Origin of the sequence: Mesorhizobium sp. M1338, assembly GCF_040318045.1 — a bacterium.
In the GTDB taxonomy this organism is placed as follows: domain Bacteria; phylum Pseudomonadota; class Alphaproteobacteria; order Rhizobiales; family Rhizobiaceae; genus Mesorhizobium.
Map to the genome: position 1 here is coordinate 67519 of NZ_JAMYLL010000024.1, position 16456 is coordinate 83974.

The window sequence follows — 16456 nt, forward strand, 5'->3', positions numbered from 1 at the left end:
CAGACGACTTGGGTTGCGAATGGGTCTTGCGTAGCAGCCGTTTTGATGTAGATCAATACTGTATCAATTTTTGACACCGCCCGGAGGAACCGGGATGCGATTGGGAAGCGGGATGCAATTGACAAGGGCGGACCCCGGCCACCGATCCAGCCAGATGCGCGGCCCCCTGCCCGTGCACCTGCAGATCAGTGAGATGCTGATCCGCGAAATCGCGGCCGGACGCTTGGCCGACGGGGCGCGGCTGCCGCCCGAGCGCGAGATGGCCGGTAGCCTTGGAATCGCTGTCGGCACGCTCAGGCGCGCGCTTGCCGAACTGACCGAAAAAGGGCTTCTCGATCGCATCCAGGGGTCGGGCAACTATGTGCGGGCGCGCGGCGATCTGCTCGGCGTCTATGCCTTCTTCCGGTTGGAGCGCATCGGCGGTGGTGGCCTGCCGACAGCCGACGTGCTGTCGGTCGAGCGTCTGCCCAAACCGTCCGACTTGCCGGAATTCGGCAGTGCAGACGAAGCGCACCGCATCCGCCGCCTGCGGCGGCTCGACGGCGAGCCCGCCGCCGTCGAGGAGATTTGGCTCGACGCCAGCCGTGCCGAGTGGCTCGAGCGCGACGACCTGTCGGAATCGCTCTACCTCCATTACCGGCTCGCGCTCGGCTTCTCGATCGTTCGCGCAGAGGATCGCATCGCCGTTGCACCCGTGCCTGACTGGGCCCCGGCCGATTTCAGGCCGCTGCCTGCGACGGTCGTTGGATTCATCGAGCGCATCGCCTGGGCCGGCGACGGAGCCAGCGTGGAATTTTCCCGCAGCTGGTTCGACCCGAGCGTGGCGCGCTACGTGATACGTTTCAAATAGACCGAAGGAAGACGCTGCGTGACCAAATCATCGATCGGCTACGGCATCATCGGCTGCGGCATGATGGGCCAGGAGCACATCCGCAACATCGCCCTGCTACCGGACGCCCATGTCGCCGCGATCTTCGAACCGGACCCCGGCATGCTGGCAGCGTCGCTGGCGATGACGCCGGGCGCCCGATCGGCAGGGTCGGTCGCCGCGCTGCTGGCCATGGACGAGATCGATTGCGTTCTGATCGCCAGCCCGAACCATCGCCACCTTGCCCAGTTGGAGGAGATCGCCAAACTGCGGCCGTTGCCAGTGTTGGTGGAAAAGCCGCTCTTCACTGACGTCGCCGACGAAGGGCGGATCGCTGCGCTGAAGGCCCGGCTCCCGCTGGTCTGGGTGGCCATGGAATACCGCTATATGCCTCCGGTCGCCGCCTTCGTCGAGCAGGCCGGCGACGCCACCGGCGGCATCCGTATGCTGACCATTCGCGAGCACCGCTTCCCCTTCCTGGCCAAGGTCGGCGACTGGAACCGCTTCAACCGCAACACCGGCGGCACCTTCGTCGAAAAATGCTGCCACTTCTTCGATCTGATGCGGCTGATTCTCAAATCTGACCCTGTCCGTGTGATGGCGAGTGCGGGACAGGCCGTGAACCATCTCGACGAACGCTACGACGGCGAGACGCCGGATATTCTCGACCATGGCTACGTGCTCATCGACTTTGCCAGCGGCGCGCGCGCCATGCTGGAGCTGTGCATGTTCGCCGAGGGCAGCCGCTACCAGGAGGAACTCTCCGCCGTCGGCGGCAACGGCAAGATCGAATGCCTGGTGCCCGGACCGGCCCGCTTCTGGCCGCGGCATCTCGGCCCTGCCCCGGTGCCGCAGCTCATCGTCAGCCCGCGCAACCCGCCGGGACCGCAGGTCCTGGAAATCCCGGTCGATCCGCAGCTGCTCGCGGCAGGCGACCATAACGGCTCGACCTATTTCGAGCACGCCCGCTTTGTCGCGGCGGTGCGCGGACAGGGCAAGGTGGAGGTGACCTCGCAGGACGGCTGGTGGGCCGTCATCATGGGTCTTGCCGCCGAAATCTCCGCCCGCCAAGGCCGCGCCATCGACCTCGCCAGTGAATTCGCGCTGCCAACTTAGGGAGTGCTGCCTGGCGAGATGGCAGCCAGCGGCCACCATCATTGCACCCGGCCACGGCGAAATATTCCCACATCGTTCGTTGCTCGAATATCCGAGGGGTTCGAGTCCAAAACTCCGAGGTTGTTATGGTCATAAAACAAAATAGAATCAATAAGTTAAAGCGATGGTGGGCCCGGAGGACGTATTAAGATCGTTGATTTTATTGGTTTTTTCGAGGGCCAGAATTGGAAATCATTCCGTAGTGTTCCGTATGGTTCCACGGCTTGCGGCGTTGGCCGCCGGCGCCCACGTCCCACCCCCCAAACGCGCCAAGCGCTGCTCGATCAGAGGCACTTGTGCAGTATCTCTGTGGCGTAGGGAAATTGCCCCAACGGGCGGTCACAGACTTGAGAGTCCCACTTTGGAGTTCGCCTCTGCCCCGTAGCTTCACCCAGGTTCGGTCCGAATGTCGGTCTTGACAGGCCTTTAACCCGGCACCGATCAGCGCCTTGCGGCCAGCCATTGGGATCGTAGCGTAGCGGGCTAGGCCGGGACTTTGTATTAATGCTTGAGCTTCACAACAAAACGCACTGTCACCTCGAGCGCAACAACTGTTGCGCGATAGACCAGGCTTGTTCGACATGATGTCGGGCGGCCGCCTCGGCTTTGTCCGGGTCGCGAGACTTGATTGCGTCCATGATCGCGGTCATTTCGCCTATCGCCGGTTCCCGGCGATTGGTTGAAGTTATGGTCATCGACCGCAGTTGGTTGATGCGGACGTTCAGCCCTGTGACGATTTCCCAGGCAATGCGCTTGTCGGCCGCTTCGAACAGCGCCTCGTAGAATTTGGTCGTCGCCCGCATCACCGCGACCGGCACGCCTGAGGCCCACGCTTCGAAAAGATTGGTCAAAGCGCCGTCGAGCACGGCGATCTGGTCGTTCGTTGCCGACATGGCGCAAGCCCGCGCCGCGATGCCCTCCAGCAGCGCCCGCAGTTCATAGATCTCGTCGGTGCGGCCGAGATCCGGCTTGGCCACGGCAGGCCCATGGCCGGGTATCATCTGCACCAGGCCTTCCGCCTCCAGTTGCCGCAGGACCTCGCGCACGACCGACCGGCTGACCCCAAGCTGATCGCAAAGCGGCCGCTCGACCAGCCTTTCACCGGGCTGGAAATGGAAGCCCATGATCGCCTCGCGCATACGCTCCAGTGCCAGCGTCCGCAATGTCTTGGCAGAGCGGTCGATCCGCAGCGTATCGTCTGACATTTTCTCTCCGCTTCCTCGCGCTGCCACAAAACAGATTCCATGGCCAGTTGACAAGGTTCTTGGCGCTCCATAGCATGGTATACCATAAGATGATGGCGCGAAACTGTGCCATCCGACCGAGGATTTTGATGAAACCGGCCATTCGAAAGATCGTCACCTACATCGAGAACACGCTGATCGAAGGCGGCAAGGCCGCACCCCAGCCGCTGCGCCTGATCGGCGTCGCCGCGGTGCTGACGAACCCCTGGGCCGGCCGTGGTTTCACCGAGGATCTGTCACCGGAGATCCGCGCCGTCGCTCCCGTCCTCGGCGAACTGCTGACGCGCGAGATCATCGCCGTCGCCGGTTCGGGCGAGGCGATCGAAGGCTACGGCAAAGCCGCCATCTGCGGCACGGCGGGCGAGATCGAGCATGCATCGGCGCTGATCCATACGCTGCATTTCGGCAACCACTACCGTCGCGCGGTCGGCGCCAAGACCTATCTCGCCTTCACCAATCTGCGCGGCGGGCCGAACACGCCGATCATGATCCCGCTGATGGACAAGAACGACGAAGGCCGCCGCTCGCACTATCTGACCGTGCATTTCCAGATCGGCGACGCCCCCGCTCCCGACGAGCTTGTGGTGGCGCTTGGCGCTTCGATCGGCGGCCGCCCGCATCACCGCATCGGCGACCGCTATCAGGACATCAAGGAGGTGGGAGACCTGCATGGCTGATGCCGCCGCCCCCGCATGGATCCGGGACAAGGCTCCGGACGGCACCGGCTTCATCCGCGCCGGCTCCGGCGCGCCGGTTCTGCTCATCCACGGCGTCGGCATGAACGCGGCGATCTGGCGCGATCAGATGGCGTCGATGCAAGACCGCTACGACCTGATCGCCATCGACATGCTCGGCCACGGCAACTCGCCGCTGCCGCCGGAAAATGCCACCCTGTCGGATTTCGCCGACCAAGCGCTGCGCCTGCTCGACCATCTCGGTCTCGCCTCGGTGTCGATCGTCGGCCATTCGATGGGCGCGCTGGTCGCCCTCGAAATCGCCCTTCGCGCGCCCTCGCGCGTGCGCTCCATCGTCTGCCTCAACGCGGTCTTCCGCCGCCCCGGCGCCCTGGCGCGGTCCGTGCGCGAGCGAGCGGCGGCGCTGGGCTCACAGGGCGATGCTTCCGCCATCGCGGCAACGCTGGCCCGCTGGTTCGGCGACCCGCTGCCGGAAAGCCTGGCGGGTGCGGCGGCAACAGCTCGCGCGGCTCTTGAAGGCGTCGACCCAGAAGGCTACGCGCGCACTTATCGCCTTTTTGCCCATGCCGATGCCGAGCATGCCGCTACTCTGGCCGGGCTGGCCGTACCGGCCCTGTTCATGACCGGGTCTGACGACAGCAATTCGACTCCGGCCATGTCGGCGGCGATGGCAAGGCTCGCGCCGCACGGCCAATGCTTGGTGCTCAGCGGAGAAAGGCACATGATGGCGATAGCTTCCCCCGGAAAAGTGACTCAACACATCAGCACCTTTCTCGACGTCGAAGCTGCGGCACCGCTGGCCGATGCCACCTTCGACAGCGGCGAATTCCGGCGTGCGCTCGGCTCCTTCCTGACCGGCGTCACCATCGTCACCACGGTCAGTGCGGAAGGCGAGCCGCGCGGCTTCACCGCCAACTCCTTCACCTCGGTCTCGCTCGAACCGCCGCTGGTGCTTATCTGCATCGCTAAGAAGGCGCTGGGACACAGCGCCTTCTCGACATCGAAAGGCTTCGCGATCAACATCCTGTCGGAAAGTCAGAAAGCCCACTCCGGCATCTTTGCCTCCAAGGCCGCGGACAAGTTCGCGAGCGTGGCCTGGCAACCCGGCCAGACCGGCAATCCGCTGATCGAGGGTTCCGTCGCGGTCTTCGATTGTGCCATGCAGCAACTGGTCGACGCCGGCGATCACTCGATCCTGATCGGCCGCGTTCGCGACTTCAGTCACAACGGCGCACAGCCGCTCGGCTATTGCCGGGGCACCTATGTGACACCAGGCCTCAGCCAGGAAGCGCTGGCCGCGGCGCCGCCCGATACGGAAGTCGGCGCCATTCTCGAGAATGACGGCCGTGTGCTGTTCTTCGAAACATCCGACGGCTTCCACGAATTGCCGGCCGGGCGCGGACTGGGCACGCCGAGCGATGCGCGTAGTCTGAAGGGGCGTCTTGCCTCCAAGGCCATCGACGCGCAGCTCGGCTTCCTGTTCGCCGTCTGGGACGATGTATCAGCTCCATCGCGCACACATGTCTATTATCGCGGTACGGTCGAGGCGCCAGCCTCAGACGATCGGCAGGCCCGTCTTGTCGACATCAACCAAATCGCCGATCTCAGGATTGCCGATCCGGCGGTGCGTTCGATGCTTGGCCGCTATGTTCGCGAGCGCACGGAGGATGCGTTCGGCGTCTATGTCGGCAACGAGGTCGAAGGCGAAGTCCGGCCGCTCGCCAAGCCCTTGCCAGTTCTTCTTTCCGGTCACGGGTGACGCTGATGAAATTCTCGCTTTTCGTCCATATGGAGCGGTCGGATCTGGCAAAGCCGCATTCCGAGCTTGTCGGCGAGCTGGAAGAGCTGGTTGTGCAGGCCGAAGAGGCCGGCTTCGAGACTGCCTGGATCGGCGAGCATCACGGGATGGAATTCACCATCTCGCCGAACCCGTTCATCAACATTGCCTGGCTCGCCGCCAAGACCAAGCGCATCCGGCTTGGAACCGGAACGATCGTCGCGCCATTCTGGCACCCGATCAAACTTGCCGGCGAAGCGGCGATGGCCGACGTGATCTCTGGCGGCCGCCTCGACATCGGCATCGCGCGCGGCGCCTACGCCTACGAATACCAACGGCTTTTTCCCGGCCTCGAGGCCTGGAGCGCCGGCCAGCGCATGCGCGAGATGGTGCCGGCGGTCCGCGGCCTGTGGGATGGCGATTTCGAACTCTCCGGCGAGTTCTGGTCGTTTCCGTCGACCACCTCGTCGCCCAAGCCGTTGCAAAAACCCTATCCGCCGATCTGGGTGGCCGCGCGCGATCCGAACTCGCATGACTTCGCGGTCGCCAGCAAATGCAATGTCCAGGTAACGCCGCTGGCCTCCGGCGATGGCGAAGTGGCTAGCCTGATGGAGCGCTTCAACGCCGCCTGTGCAGCCCATCCCGACATAACGCGGCCGGAAATCATGCTGCTGATGCATACATTCGTCGCGGAGGACGCGGCCGACGCCGACCGCCTCGCGCAAGATTTGTCGCAGTTCTACTGCCAGTTCGGCGCCTGGTTCCAGAACAAGAAACCGGTGCACCAGGGCATATTGGAGCCGCTGGCCGACGACGAGATCGCGGCCATGCCGCAATATGCGCCGGACAAGATCAGGCAGAACCTCGTCATCGGCGAAGCCGACGAGGTGATAGCCAGACTGAAGGCCTACGAGGCGCTCGGCTGCGATCAGTATTCGATCTGGATCGACAGCGGCCTTTCCCATACGCGCAAGAAGAAATCGCTGCAGCTCTTCATCGACAGGGTGATGCCGGCATTTTCCGGACCGAAAGCGGGATTGCGATGAGCACCGCTCAATTCAGGAACTACATTGACGGCAGCTTCGAGGAGGCGGCCGCGACCTTCGACAGCATCGACCCGTCGACCGGCACGGCATGGGCAAGAATGCCCGCCGCATCGTCTGATGATGTCGACCGCGCCGTCGATGCCGCTCATCGAGCGCTGCGCTCCGGCGCGTGGGCAGCGATGACGGCGACCACGCGTGGCAAGCTCCTGGTGCGGCTCGGCGATCTCGTCGCCGCTAATGCCGATCGGCTGGCGGAACTCGAGACGCGCGACACCGGCAAGATCATCCGCGAGACCCGCGCCCAGATCGCCTATGTCGGCGACTACTATCGCTATTATGGCGGGCTGGCTGACAAGCACGAAGGCTCGTTTGTTCCGATCGACAAGGCGGATATGGAGGTGACGATCAGGCCCGAGCCAATCGGCGTCGTCGCCGCCATCGTGCCGTGGAATTCGCAACTCTTCCTGTCCGCCGTCAAGCTCGGGCCCGCGCTGGCGGCCGGCTGCACCGTCGTCCTCAAGGCCTCCGAGGAAGGCCCCGCCCCGCTGCTGGCCTTCGCCGAACTCGTCCATGAGGCCGGCTTTCCCGCAGGCAGCGTCAACATCCTGACCGGCTTTGGTCATGATTGCGGTCATCGCCTGACCAGCCATCCGCTTGTCGCCCGCGTCGCCTTCACCGGCGGTCCGGCAACCGCCCGGCAGATCGTCAGGAACACGGCGGAAAACCTTGCCTTCACGACGCTCGAACTCGGCGGCAAGAGTCCGGTCGTGGTGTTTGCCGATGCCGATCTGGACAGCGCCGCCAACGCGGTCGTCGCCGGCATCTTCGCCGCCACCGGCCAGAGCTGCGTCGCCGGCTCGCGCTTGCTGGTCGAGCGTTCGGTGAAGGATGAATTCCTCGCCCGGCTCAGGCACAAGGCAGAAGCGATCCGGATCGGCGATCCGCAGGACCCCGAGACCGAAATGGGGCCGCTGGCCACCTCGCGGCAGCGCGACTGGATCGAGAAGATTGTTGCGGCAAGCCTTGCCGGAGGTGGGCGACTGGTCACCGGCGGCGAACGGCCCGCCGGCCACGACGGTGGCCTCTATTACGCACCGACGATCATCGATGCTAATGATAATACCGGCCTGCCCTGCGTGCGCGAGGAGCTGTTCGGCCCCGTGCTCAGCGTACTCGCCTTCGATACGGAAGTCGAAGCTCTGGCGCTTGCCAACGACACGCCGTTCGGCCTGGCGTCCGGCGTCTTCACCACCAATCTCGCGAAAGCCCACCGCATGGCGCGCGGCATCCATGCCGGCGTGGTCTGGGTCAACACCTACCGCGCCGTCTCGCCGCTGGTCCCGTTCGGCGGCTATGGCCAGTCAGGGCTCGGCCGCGAGGGTGGCATGGACGCGATCCGCGACTACACGCGTTCGAAGTCGGTGTGGATACGCACCTCGGACGACCCGATTCCCGATCCTTTCGTCATGCGGTAGCCGCCGCTGGCCGGGGAAACGCGATCAAGGCGAAAACGCCGGTCGCAAACAGAAAAGAACCAAAACAAACAGAGGAGAACGACATGAAACTGATCATCACCGGCATTCTGGCCGGATTTCTGGCAACGACAGTTCTGGCAACGACGGCCGCACAGGCCGAGGACATGGTGTTCACGTCCTGGGGCGGGACGACCCAGGAAGCGCAGACCAAAACCTGGGCCGAACCGTTCGCGGCCGCATCCGGCATCAAGGTCATGCAGGACGGCCCGACCGACTACGGCAAGCTGAAGGCCATGGTCGACGCCGGCAGCGTCAACTGGGATGTCGTCGACGTCGAAATGGATTTCGCCATCAAGGCGGCCAAGGACGGCCTGCTCGAGCCGATCGATTTCACCGCCGTGCCGAAGGCCGACCTCGATCCGCGCTTCACCACCGAACACGCCGTCGGCAGCTTCTACTATTCCTTCGTGCTCGCCTGGAACAAGGGCGCCGTTTCGGGCGACCCGGCCGGCTGGGCCGACATGTTCGACACCAAGAAATTCCCGGGCAAGCGCACCTTTTACAAATGGTCGGCGCCCGGCGTCATCGAGATCGCGCTGCTCGCTGACGGCGTTCCCGCCGACAAGCTCTATCCGCTCGATCTCGACCGCGCCTTCAAGAAGCTCGACACCATCAAGTCGGACATCGTCTGGTGGGGCGGCGGCGCGGAGTCGCAACAGTTGATCGCCTCCGGCGAAGCGACGTTCGGCCAGCTGTGGAACGGCCGCGTCTTTGCACTGGAGAAGGATGGCGCCGATGTCGGCGTCTCCTGGAACCAGAACCTGACAGCGGCTGACGTTCTGGTGGTGCCGAAGGGCGCCAAGAACAAGGATGCGGCAATGAAGTTCCTGGCCGCGGCAAGCAGCCCGACCGGCCAGGCGAAATTCGCCGCAGCCAGCGGCTATGCGCCTGTTAACACCAAGGCCAAGGCCGAAATGGCGGCGGACGTCGTGAAGTCGCTGCCCGACGCCCATGTCGAAGGGCAGATCAATCTCGACATGAACTATTGGGCCGAAAATCGCGACGCCATCGCGACGCGCTGGTACGCCTGGCAGGCGAAGTAGCGCCGGCTGCCGCAACAGAACGGGACGAGGCGGCTCCAGCTGTCTCGTTCCACAAAAGGTTCCCGCCATGTCGGTCGAAACGCGTCAGAGCTTTGGAACAGTCAGGATGCCGGCAGGCTTCAGTGGCCTGCTGCCGGCGCTGATCCTGATCGCGTTGTTTTTCGTCGTCCCGGTGCTGGCCCTGCTGTTGCGCAGCATCACCGAGCCGGCGCCCAGCCTGCAGAACTACGCGACGCTGCTGGGCGACGGCACTTATGCCAGGGTGTTCTTCAACACCTTCCTGGTCGCGGCGGTCGTTACTGCCGTTACCGTCCTCGTCGCTTTTCCGGTCGCGTGGATGCTGGCGATCATGCCGGCGGCGCTGGCCTCGATCGTCTTCGGCGTCATCATCCTGTCGATGTGGACCAATCTGCTCACCCGCACCTATGCCTGGATGGTGCTGCTGCAGCGCACCGGCGTCATCAACCGGACGCTGATCGCCACCGGGATCATCGACCAGCCGCTGCCGCTCATCAACAATCTCACCGGCGTCACCATCGGCATGGTCTACATCATGCTGCCGTTCATGATCCTGCCGTTGGTCGGCAGCTTGCGGGCGATCGACCCGATGACGCTGCGTGCCGCAGCATTGTGCGGCGCCAGCCCCTTCCAGGCCTTCCGCCGCATCCTTTTGCCGCTGTCGCTGCCCGGCATCGCCGCCGGCGGGCTGATGGTGTTCGTCATGTCGCTTGGCTATTTCGTCACGCCGGCGCTGCTCGGCGGCACGTCGAACATGATGCTGGCCGAAATGATTGCGCAGATGATCCAGTCGCTGCTCAATTGGGGGCTCGGCAGCGCCGCCGCCTTCATCCTGCTTGTCGTCACCATGGCGCTCTACGCGCTGCAGCTGCGCCTCGTCGGCGCCCGGCGCGTGACGGGAGGCGTCTGAGATGCTGCTCGACTATGACCGCATGGGTTGGCTGAAAATTGCGCTGCTCGGCTTCACGGTACTGGTCGCCGGCTTCCTGCTCCTGCCGGTGGTCTTTATCGTTCTGCTGTCGTTCGGATCGTCGCGCTGGCTGGCGTTTCCGCCACCCGGCTGGACGCTGAAATGGTACCAGGAACTGTTTGCCGATCCGGCCTGGCTGGAGGCGGCGCTGACCAGCGCCCGCATCGCCACCATGACGGCGATCCTCGCCGTGGCAATCGGCCTGCTCGCCTCCTTTGCGCTGGTTCGCGGCCAGTTTCGGGGCCGTGAAATCCTGCGCGGCCTGCTTCTGACGCCGATGGTCCTGCCGGTCGTGGTCTTCGCCATCGCCATCTACGCCTTCTTTTTGCGCCTTGGCCTTGGCGGCACCACGATCGGCTTCGTCATCGCCCACACGGTGCTGGCGCTGCCCTTCGCCATCATCCCGATCGCCACAGCGCTGGAAGGCTTCGACAAGTCGATCGAGGACGCAGCGATCGTCTGCGGCGCCAGCCCGCTCGAGGCAAAGCTCCGGATCACCTTGCCGTCAATCCGGATCGGGATCTTTTCCGCCGCCATCTTTGCCTTCCTCGCCTCCTGGGATGAAGTCGTCGTCGCCATCTTCATGGCCAGCCCGACCTTGCAGACCTTGCCGGTCAAGATCTGGGGCAGTCTGCGGTCGGATTTGAGCCCAGTCGTCGCCGCCGCCTCCAGCCTGCTTGTCGGTCTGACACTTGCCTTGATGGTGGTGACGGCACTGCTGCGCCGAAAGTTCCAGACATGACCCAGCCCTTCCTTTCCATCCGCAAATTGCGCAAGGCGTTCGGCGCGTTCACCGCGGTGCATGACGTCACCCTCGAGATACCCAGGGGCGAATTCCTGACCTTTCTCGGACCGTCGGGCTCGGGAAAATCGACCACGCTCTATGCCATTGCTGGCTTCCAGGACCCGAGCTCCGGCGACGTACAGCTGGAAGGCAAGTCGCTGCTCGCAGTGCCGTCGCACAAGCGCAACATCGGCATGGTGTTCCAGCGCTACACGCTGTTTCCGCATCTGACAGTGGCCGAAAACATCGCCTTCCCGCTGCGGGTTCGCCGCCGGCCTGATGCCGAGGTGAAGAAGAAGGTCGCCGACATGCTGGCGCTGGTGCGGCTGGAGAGCTTCGCCGCGCGATTGCCCGGCGCGCTGTCAGGCGGCCAGCAGCAGCGCGTCGCGCTGGCGCGGGCGCTGGCCTACGATCCGCCGATCCTGTTGATGGATGAGCCGCTTTCGGCGCTCGACAAGAAGCTGCGCGAGGAGATACAGGCCGAGATCCGCCGCATCCACCGCGAGACCGGCGTCACCATCCTCTACGTCACCCATGACCAGGAAGAGGCGCTGCATCTGTCGGACCGTATCGCCCTGTTCAAAGACGGTCGCATCGAGCAGACCGGCACCGGCGAGGACCTCTATCTCAGGCCCGCGACCGACTTCGTCGCCGGCTTCATAGGCAATTCGAACTTTTTGGCCGCCGAACATCTCGAAACCATCGATGGAGCGGCAACGATCCGGCTCGCAGACGGTTCGGTCGTCTCCGGCGTCAGCGTCAACCGCGCTTTCGACAAGGGTCAAAAAACCCGACTGATGATCCGGCCGGAGGCGTTCGGCATGAGGCGAAAGCCGATGAGTGCGGAACTCAATGTCGAGATCGTCGATGTCGCATTCTATGGCGAGCGCCGGCGCATCGTCGCGCGCACCGCCAACGGACAGGAAGTCGACATCAGGCCGACGTCGACCGCCATGCAATCGCACGACGCAACGCAACGTCATCGGCACGTGTTTTTCGATCCGGCCGCCGCGTTCCTGTTTCCGGCCTGAGTTTTCCAAAAGTGGGTCAAGGTAACAATCTGTTCCAGATCGCAGATACGCGACTTTACACGTAGAAGACAGGATGCCAGCTGCCGTCTCGATGGCAGTGTGCGTGTGGCACCTGCGAACCGCGAATGATACACCTCTGACCGTGCGCATCACCGACCTTGTGCGGTTGAACCCTTCTGCTGCTCGGATAGCAATTGAGTTGCGGACTCAGCTTACGCACCCGCTCACTGAACCACGGCGCGCTTGCGTAGGCCATCATTGCGGCCCGCTGCTGCGAACGCTGGCATTTGAGTTCGAGGAGGTCTTCCATCCCCCATTTTGATCCCTCGGCGACTTCGATCGAGATAAGTCGGGTGTTGATGCCAACCATCAAGGCGCGTGGCATCGAGTCATGATCGCTCGCCATGTCACGCCGCTCGCATCATTGGCACGACCTGGAGCTTCGCAACAGCGGCGGCCGCCAAGCATCGGCGATTTTCGGATCCCCTAGCCCCGGCAGCGTTCCAGACGGCATATTGCGCGACTTTGAAACGCCTCTGCTCTCGATTCGCTCGCACGGACAGGAGGGCTGCGTCTGATCATTTGCCCGCGAGTTCAATCACTGTCGTTGCGACGCCAAACGATCTAAGCCACCCGCTAACTACTGGATCCGGCGTGCCTGGGCGGTCCCCCTTCAGTCTTTCATGACTCTTGAGACTGGTATCTATCACGAAGCTCCCACCACTCTCATGTTGTGGAATTTTCGATTTTCGAAGAGACCCGAAGGGGTGCGAGTCCAAAATGCAAAGGCAAGGCAAGTAAAAAAGATAAATAATTCAAACGCTTGTCGTTCTGGGTGGGCCCGGAGGACGTACGAAAACTGTTGATTTCATTGAGTTTTTCGTGGGCCAGAATCAGAAGTCTTCCCGTATCGTTCCGTATGGTTTCGCGACGCTTTCATCGTCCAAACTTGACTAGATATGCGCCACATTGATGCGCGCCTGCCTTGGGTAACTCCGAAGGCTGTGACAATCCGCTTTGGTCTCATGCGTTCGGTCCAGCATAGCTGCAGAAACCGTACTTCTCTTAGCGCCACAAGAGTGTCTGCAAGGGCGTGGACAGCTGCGCCTGGCTGCGTACTGGACTACTACCCGAGAGTCTGACTGGCGAGGGCGTAGGTCATCGGTGTGGCTGCGCCGCCGACGAAAAAATCGGCGAAGCGTTTGCCCATCGACATGGTCAGCACCGTGTCGAAAACCGGCATTCCGCTGTGCGACAGAAAGGCGGCGAACTCGCCATTGTCCATGTGGGTGTCGATCCGCAGGAAAGACCCCGAATGGTCGGCCACGTGTGGCTGGACAACCGCTACCGCCTCGGCGTCGCTTTCCGCCACGACCGGCCCCACGACGTGGCCCCGCCCGAACGGTCGACAGAGCGCGAACGCGTTCAGCTTGTCATCTTTGAAAAGACCATAACCGGCCGAGTGCGTGAAAAGCCTTTCGATGAGTGCCGCCCGCCTCACGCCAGATCCTGCCGCGTCGAGTGCGATAGCTGCTGGAATATCCCCTGCGCCCAAGGTCCTGACATCGCGTATGTCTCCCGGGCTACCCGTCGTCTCCAGGCGGGCGATGCCCTGGCATTGATAGACAGTCTTCTCCGGCTGGAAGTCGAGCGAGAGATAGAGCCGCCTTGCCGCCCTGGTCGCATTGAGGCGCAAGTCGCGGCCGGCTACCCTGTCGAAGACCCGCTTCATCAGCCATTGCCCCGCACCCAGCGTCTGGAGCCGCGGCGAGGTGATGACCATGCCCACGGTTGCGAAATCCGTGCCATGCGCGAACCACATGGCCGAGCCAAGAACCCGGCCGATCTCGTCGAGCGCCACGAACCCCTCTCCCGATTGGCGCAGGAATTGCCAATCCTCGGCGCGATGCGGCCATCCCACGGAGAGTGAGAGTGCGTGCAACCGGTCAAGATCGACGCCTTCGATGCCGTCGATGCGCATCGAGAAAGTATCGATTTTCAAGCTCTCGGAAGGCTTCAAGTCCATGCCCCTGAAAGATTACAACGAGGGAGGGCGACCTATTGGCGACCGCCTACTGTCCCGCCAACGCTAAACAAGCAGCCCGGTACGATTTGCTCGAAAGCCGCGCGCCAACGCAAGATTCGACTGAAACACTTCCGCTTTCGGCACGCAATCGCGAAAGAACGCGCACACTCTCTCTGGAAATCTAGCAGCATATGGTCGACGGCACCGATCCGGCGAACCCGAAATGTTTTGAGGGCTGGAATGGACGTCTTCGACATCCTCGATCGTCTCGTCGCCTTTCCATCGGTCGCTGGCAGGCCGAACGGCGATATCGCCAGTTGGATCGCGAGCTATCTCGCGGAACACGGAACCCAGGTCACCGTACTTCCAGGGCCGGAAGGCGATCGTTCCAATCTTTTCGCGACGATCGGCCCCGCCGATGTCCCGGGCTACATCCTATCCGGTCACATGGACGTCGTCCCCGCCAGTGAGCCGCAATGGAGTTCGAGCCCTTTCGCGCTACGCCGGGAGGGCGAACGGCTCTACGGACGCGGCACCACGGACATGAAAGGGTTTCTTGCCGCGGCACTCGCGGCCGTGCCCACGCTGGCGGGACTGCGCCTCGCCAGGCCAATCCACCTCGCCTTCTCCTATGACGAGGAGGTGGGATGCCGCGGCGTGCCGCATTTGATCGCCCGCCTTCCTGAGCTTTGCGCAAAGCCGCTCGGCGTCATTGTCGGCGAGCCGAGCGGTATGCGCGCCGTGCGCGGCCACAAGGGCAAGGCGGCCGCCCGCGTGATTGTCAACGGGCGCTCCGGCCATTCCTCCCGACCCGACCTTGGGCTCAACGCCATCCATGCCATGGCCGATGCGCTGAACGCAGCCGTGAACGAGGCCGAACGGCTGACGCACGGTCCGTTCGACCCTGCCTTCGAGCCGCCCTATTCCTCGCTGCAAGCGGGCGTGATGGCTGGCGGACATCAGGTCAACATCGTCCCCGACACCTGCACGCTGGACCTGGAGGCACGCGCCATACCTGGCGTCGACCCGGCAAGCCTGCTGGCGCCTGTAAGGGCGCGCGCAGAGGCCCTTGCGGCCGATGGCTTTCGCATCGAGTGGACACCGATGAGCGCCTATCCGGCGCTGTCGCTGCCGCAGGATGCGCCACTTGCGGGACTGCTGCACGCCTTGACCGGCGAGGTGCCGCTTGCCGCCGTCAGCTACGGTACGGAGGCCGGACTTTACCAGGCCGCTGGGTTCGATGCGATCATCTGCGGCCCCGGCGACATCGACCGCGCCCACAAACCGGATGAGTACATTTTCACCAGCGAACTCGCCGTCTGCCAGCGATTGATCGAGGTGCTGGGCGCCCGTTGCGCGGCTTGAAGGGGAAAGCGGAATGACATTCCTGTTCAATTCCGATGCGCGCCGCGGGACGATCTTCGCCGATGCCTTCGCGAGAGAACTGCCGGACGTCCCCTTCACGATGAATGCCGCAACGGTCGATCCCGACGCCGTGCGTTACCTGATCAGCTGGACGGTGCCGGATAACCTCGCCCGTTATAGGAATCTGGAAATCCTGTTTTCGATTGGCGCCGGCGTCGACCAGCTTCGCCTCGATGCGGTGCCTGCGAACGTTAAGATCGTGCGCATGATCGAGGAAGGCATCGTGCGCATGATGCAGGAATATGTGACGCTTGCCGTGCTTGCCCTCCACCGCAACCTGCCGGCCTATCTGGCGCAGCAGCGCGCCGGCGAATGGGCGGATATCGCGCAGCTCCCGGCCGTGTCGCGCCGGGTCGGCGTGCTCGGCCTCGGGCAGCTCGGCCAAGCCGTCCTCGACCGCCTGAAGCCCTTCGGCTTCCCGCTCGCCGGATGGAGCCGCGAGCCGCGGCAGATCGAGGGTGTGGCCTGTCATCATGGAAAGCTTGGACTGAAGGAGATGCTCGCTGCCAGCGACATACTGATCTGCTTGCTGCCGCTGACGGGAGACACGCGCGGTTTGCTCAATGCCGGCCTGTTTGCGAAGCTGCCCAAGGGCGCAGCGCTCGTCCACACCGGCCGGGGGCCGCAGCTCGACCATGAAGCCCTTCTCGCCGCGCTCGACAGCGGCCATCTGTCGGCGGCGATGATCGACGTGACCGATCCTGAACCGCTGCCTCCGAGCCATCCGTTCTGGTTGCATCCGAAGATCATTCTGACCCCGCATGTCGCCAGCGTCACCCAGCCGGCGACCGCTGCGCCCGCCGTTATCGACAACATCAGGCGCCACCGCGCGGGCCTCG

15 protein-coding genes are annotated in these 16456 nt (G+C 63.6%); 12 read left to right on the top strand and 3 right to left on the bottom strand.

What is annotated here, in order from left to right; all coding sequences use genetic code 11:
• Positions 1 to 154: 154 nt before the first annotated feature.
• Positions 155 to 850: a GntR family transcriptional regulator gene (locus NKH19_RS20590; protein ID WP_352863571.1), complete on the top strand. Its 696-nt coding sequence runs from the start codon at positions 155 to 157 to the stop codon at positions 848 to 850.
• A gap of 60 nt (positions 851 to 910) precedes the next feature.
• Complete coding sequence (locus NKH19_RS20595) at positions 911 to 1984, top strand: Gfo/Idh/MocA family protein (RefSeq protein WP_502910991.1); 1074 nt, start codon at positions 911 to 913, stop codon at positions 1982 to 1984.
• A 572-nt stretch (positions 1985 to 2556) separates the two neighbouring features.
• Here NKH19_RS20595 and NKH19_RS20600 read toward each other — a convergent pair.
• Entirely contained in the window at positions 2557 to 3228 is a 672-nt protein-coding gene (locus NKH19_RS20600) for a GntR family transcriptional regulator (protein WP_352863575.1), read from the bottom strand.
• Between the two features lie 128 nt (positions 3229 to 3356).
• On the opposite strand from NKH19_RS20600, the gene NKH19_RS20605 reads away from it, so the two are divergent.
• The 8 genes from NKH19_RS20605 to NKH19_RS20640 all read left to right on the top strand — a co-directional run bounded on the left by NKH19_RS20605 (position 3357) and on the right by NKH19_RS20640 (position 12166).
• On the top strand, positions 3357 to 3944 hold the full coding sequence (locus NKH19_RS20605) for an amino acid synthesis family protein (RefSeq protein ID WP_352863577.1): 588 nt from the start codon (positions 3357 to 3359) through the stop codon (positions 3942 to 3944).
• Complete coding sequence (locus NKH19_RS20610; protein ID WP_352982717.1) at positions 3937 to 5721, top strand: alpha/beta fold hydrolase; 1785 nt, start codon at positions 3937 to 3939, stop codon at positions 5719 to 5721. Before NKH19_RS20605 ends, NKH19_RS20610 begins: the two co-directional genes overlap by 8 nt.
• A 5-nt stretch (positions 5722 to 5726) precedes the next feature.
• Positions 5727 to 6785 (top strand): LLM class flavin-dependent oxidoreductase, encoded by a 1059-nt coding sequence (locus NKH19_RS20615; RefSeq protein ID WP_352863581.1) that lies wholly within the window; start codon positions 5727 to 5729, stop codon positions 6783 to 6785.
• Entirely contained in the window at positions 6782 to 8260 is a 1479-nt protein-coding gene (locus NKH19_RS20620; RefSeq protein ID WP_352863583.1) for an aldehyde dehydrogenase, read from the top strand. Before NKH19_RS20615 ends, NKH19_RS20620 begins: the two co-directional genes overlap by 4 nt.
• 83 nt (positions 8261 to 8343) lie before the next feature.
• The gene (locus NKH19_RS20625) at positions 8344 to 9363 is read left to right on the top strand and encodes an ABC transporter substrate-binding protein (protein WP_352863585.1); all 1020 of its coding nucleotides are present in this window, start codon (positions 8344 to 8346) and stop codon (positions 9361 to 9363) included.
• Positions 9364 to 9430: 67 nt separating this feature from the next.
• On the top strand, positions 9431 to 10291 hold the full coding sequence (locus NKH19_RS20630) for an ABC transporter permease (protein WP_352863587.1): 861 nt from the start codon (positions 9431 to 9433) through the stop codon (positions 10289 to 10291).
• A gap of 1 nt (position 10292) precedes the next feature.
• Entirely contained in the window at positions 10293 to 11093 is an 801-nt protein-coding gene (locus NKH19_RS20635; protein ID WP_352863589.1) for an ABC transporter permease, read from the top strand.
• Positions 11090 to 12166: an ABC transporter ATP-binding protein gene (locus tag NKH19_RS20640; protein WP_352863590.1), complete on the top strand. Its 1077-nt coding sequence runs from the start codon at positions 11090 to 11092 to the stop codon at positions 12164 to 12166. Before NKH19_RS20635 ends, NKH19_RS20640 begins: the two co-directional genes overlap by 4 nt.
• A gap of 55 nt (positions 12167 to 12221) precedes the next feature.
• Here NKH19_RS20640 and NKH19_RS20645 read toward each other — a convergent pair whose 3' ends face one another.
• A complete protein-coding gene (locus NKH19_RS20645; RefSeq protein WP_352863591.1) occupies positions 12222 to 12572 on the bottom strand; it encodes a hypothetical protein in 351 nt (116 codons plus the stop codon).
• A gap of 720 nt (positions 12573 to 13292) precedes the next feature.
• Positions 13293 to 14192 carry a GNAT family N-acetyltransferase gene (locus NKH19_RS20650; RefSeq protein WP_352863593.1) on the bottom strand — a complete coding sequence of 300 codons (900 nt, stop codon included), beginning with the start codon at positions 14190 to 14192 and terminating at the stop codon, positions 13293 to 13295.
• A gap of 240 nt (positions 14193 to 14432) precedes the next feature.
• On the opposite strand from NKH19_RS20650, the gene argE reads away from it, so the two are divergent.
• Together argE and NKH19_RS20660 are read left to right on the top strand one after the other, a co-directional pair.
• The gene (argE, locus tag NKH19_RS20655) at positions 14433 to 15557 is read left to right on the top strand and encodes an acetylornithine deacetylase (RefSeq protein ID WP_352863595.1); all 1125 of its coding nucleotides are present in this window, start codon (positions 14433 to 14435) and stop codon (positions 15555 to 15557) included.
• Positions 15558 to 15570: 13 nt separating this feature from the next.
• Positions 15571 to 16456: 2-hydroxyacid dehydrogenase (locus NKH19_RS20660; RefSeq protein ID WP_352982721.1), on the top strand; the 886-nt coding region annotated here is incomplete at its 3' end.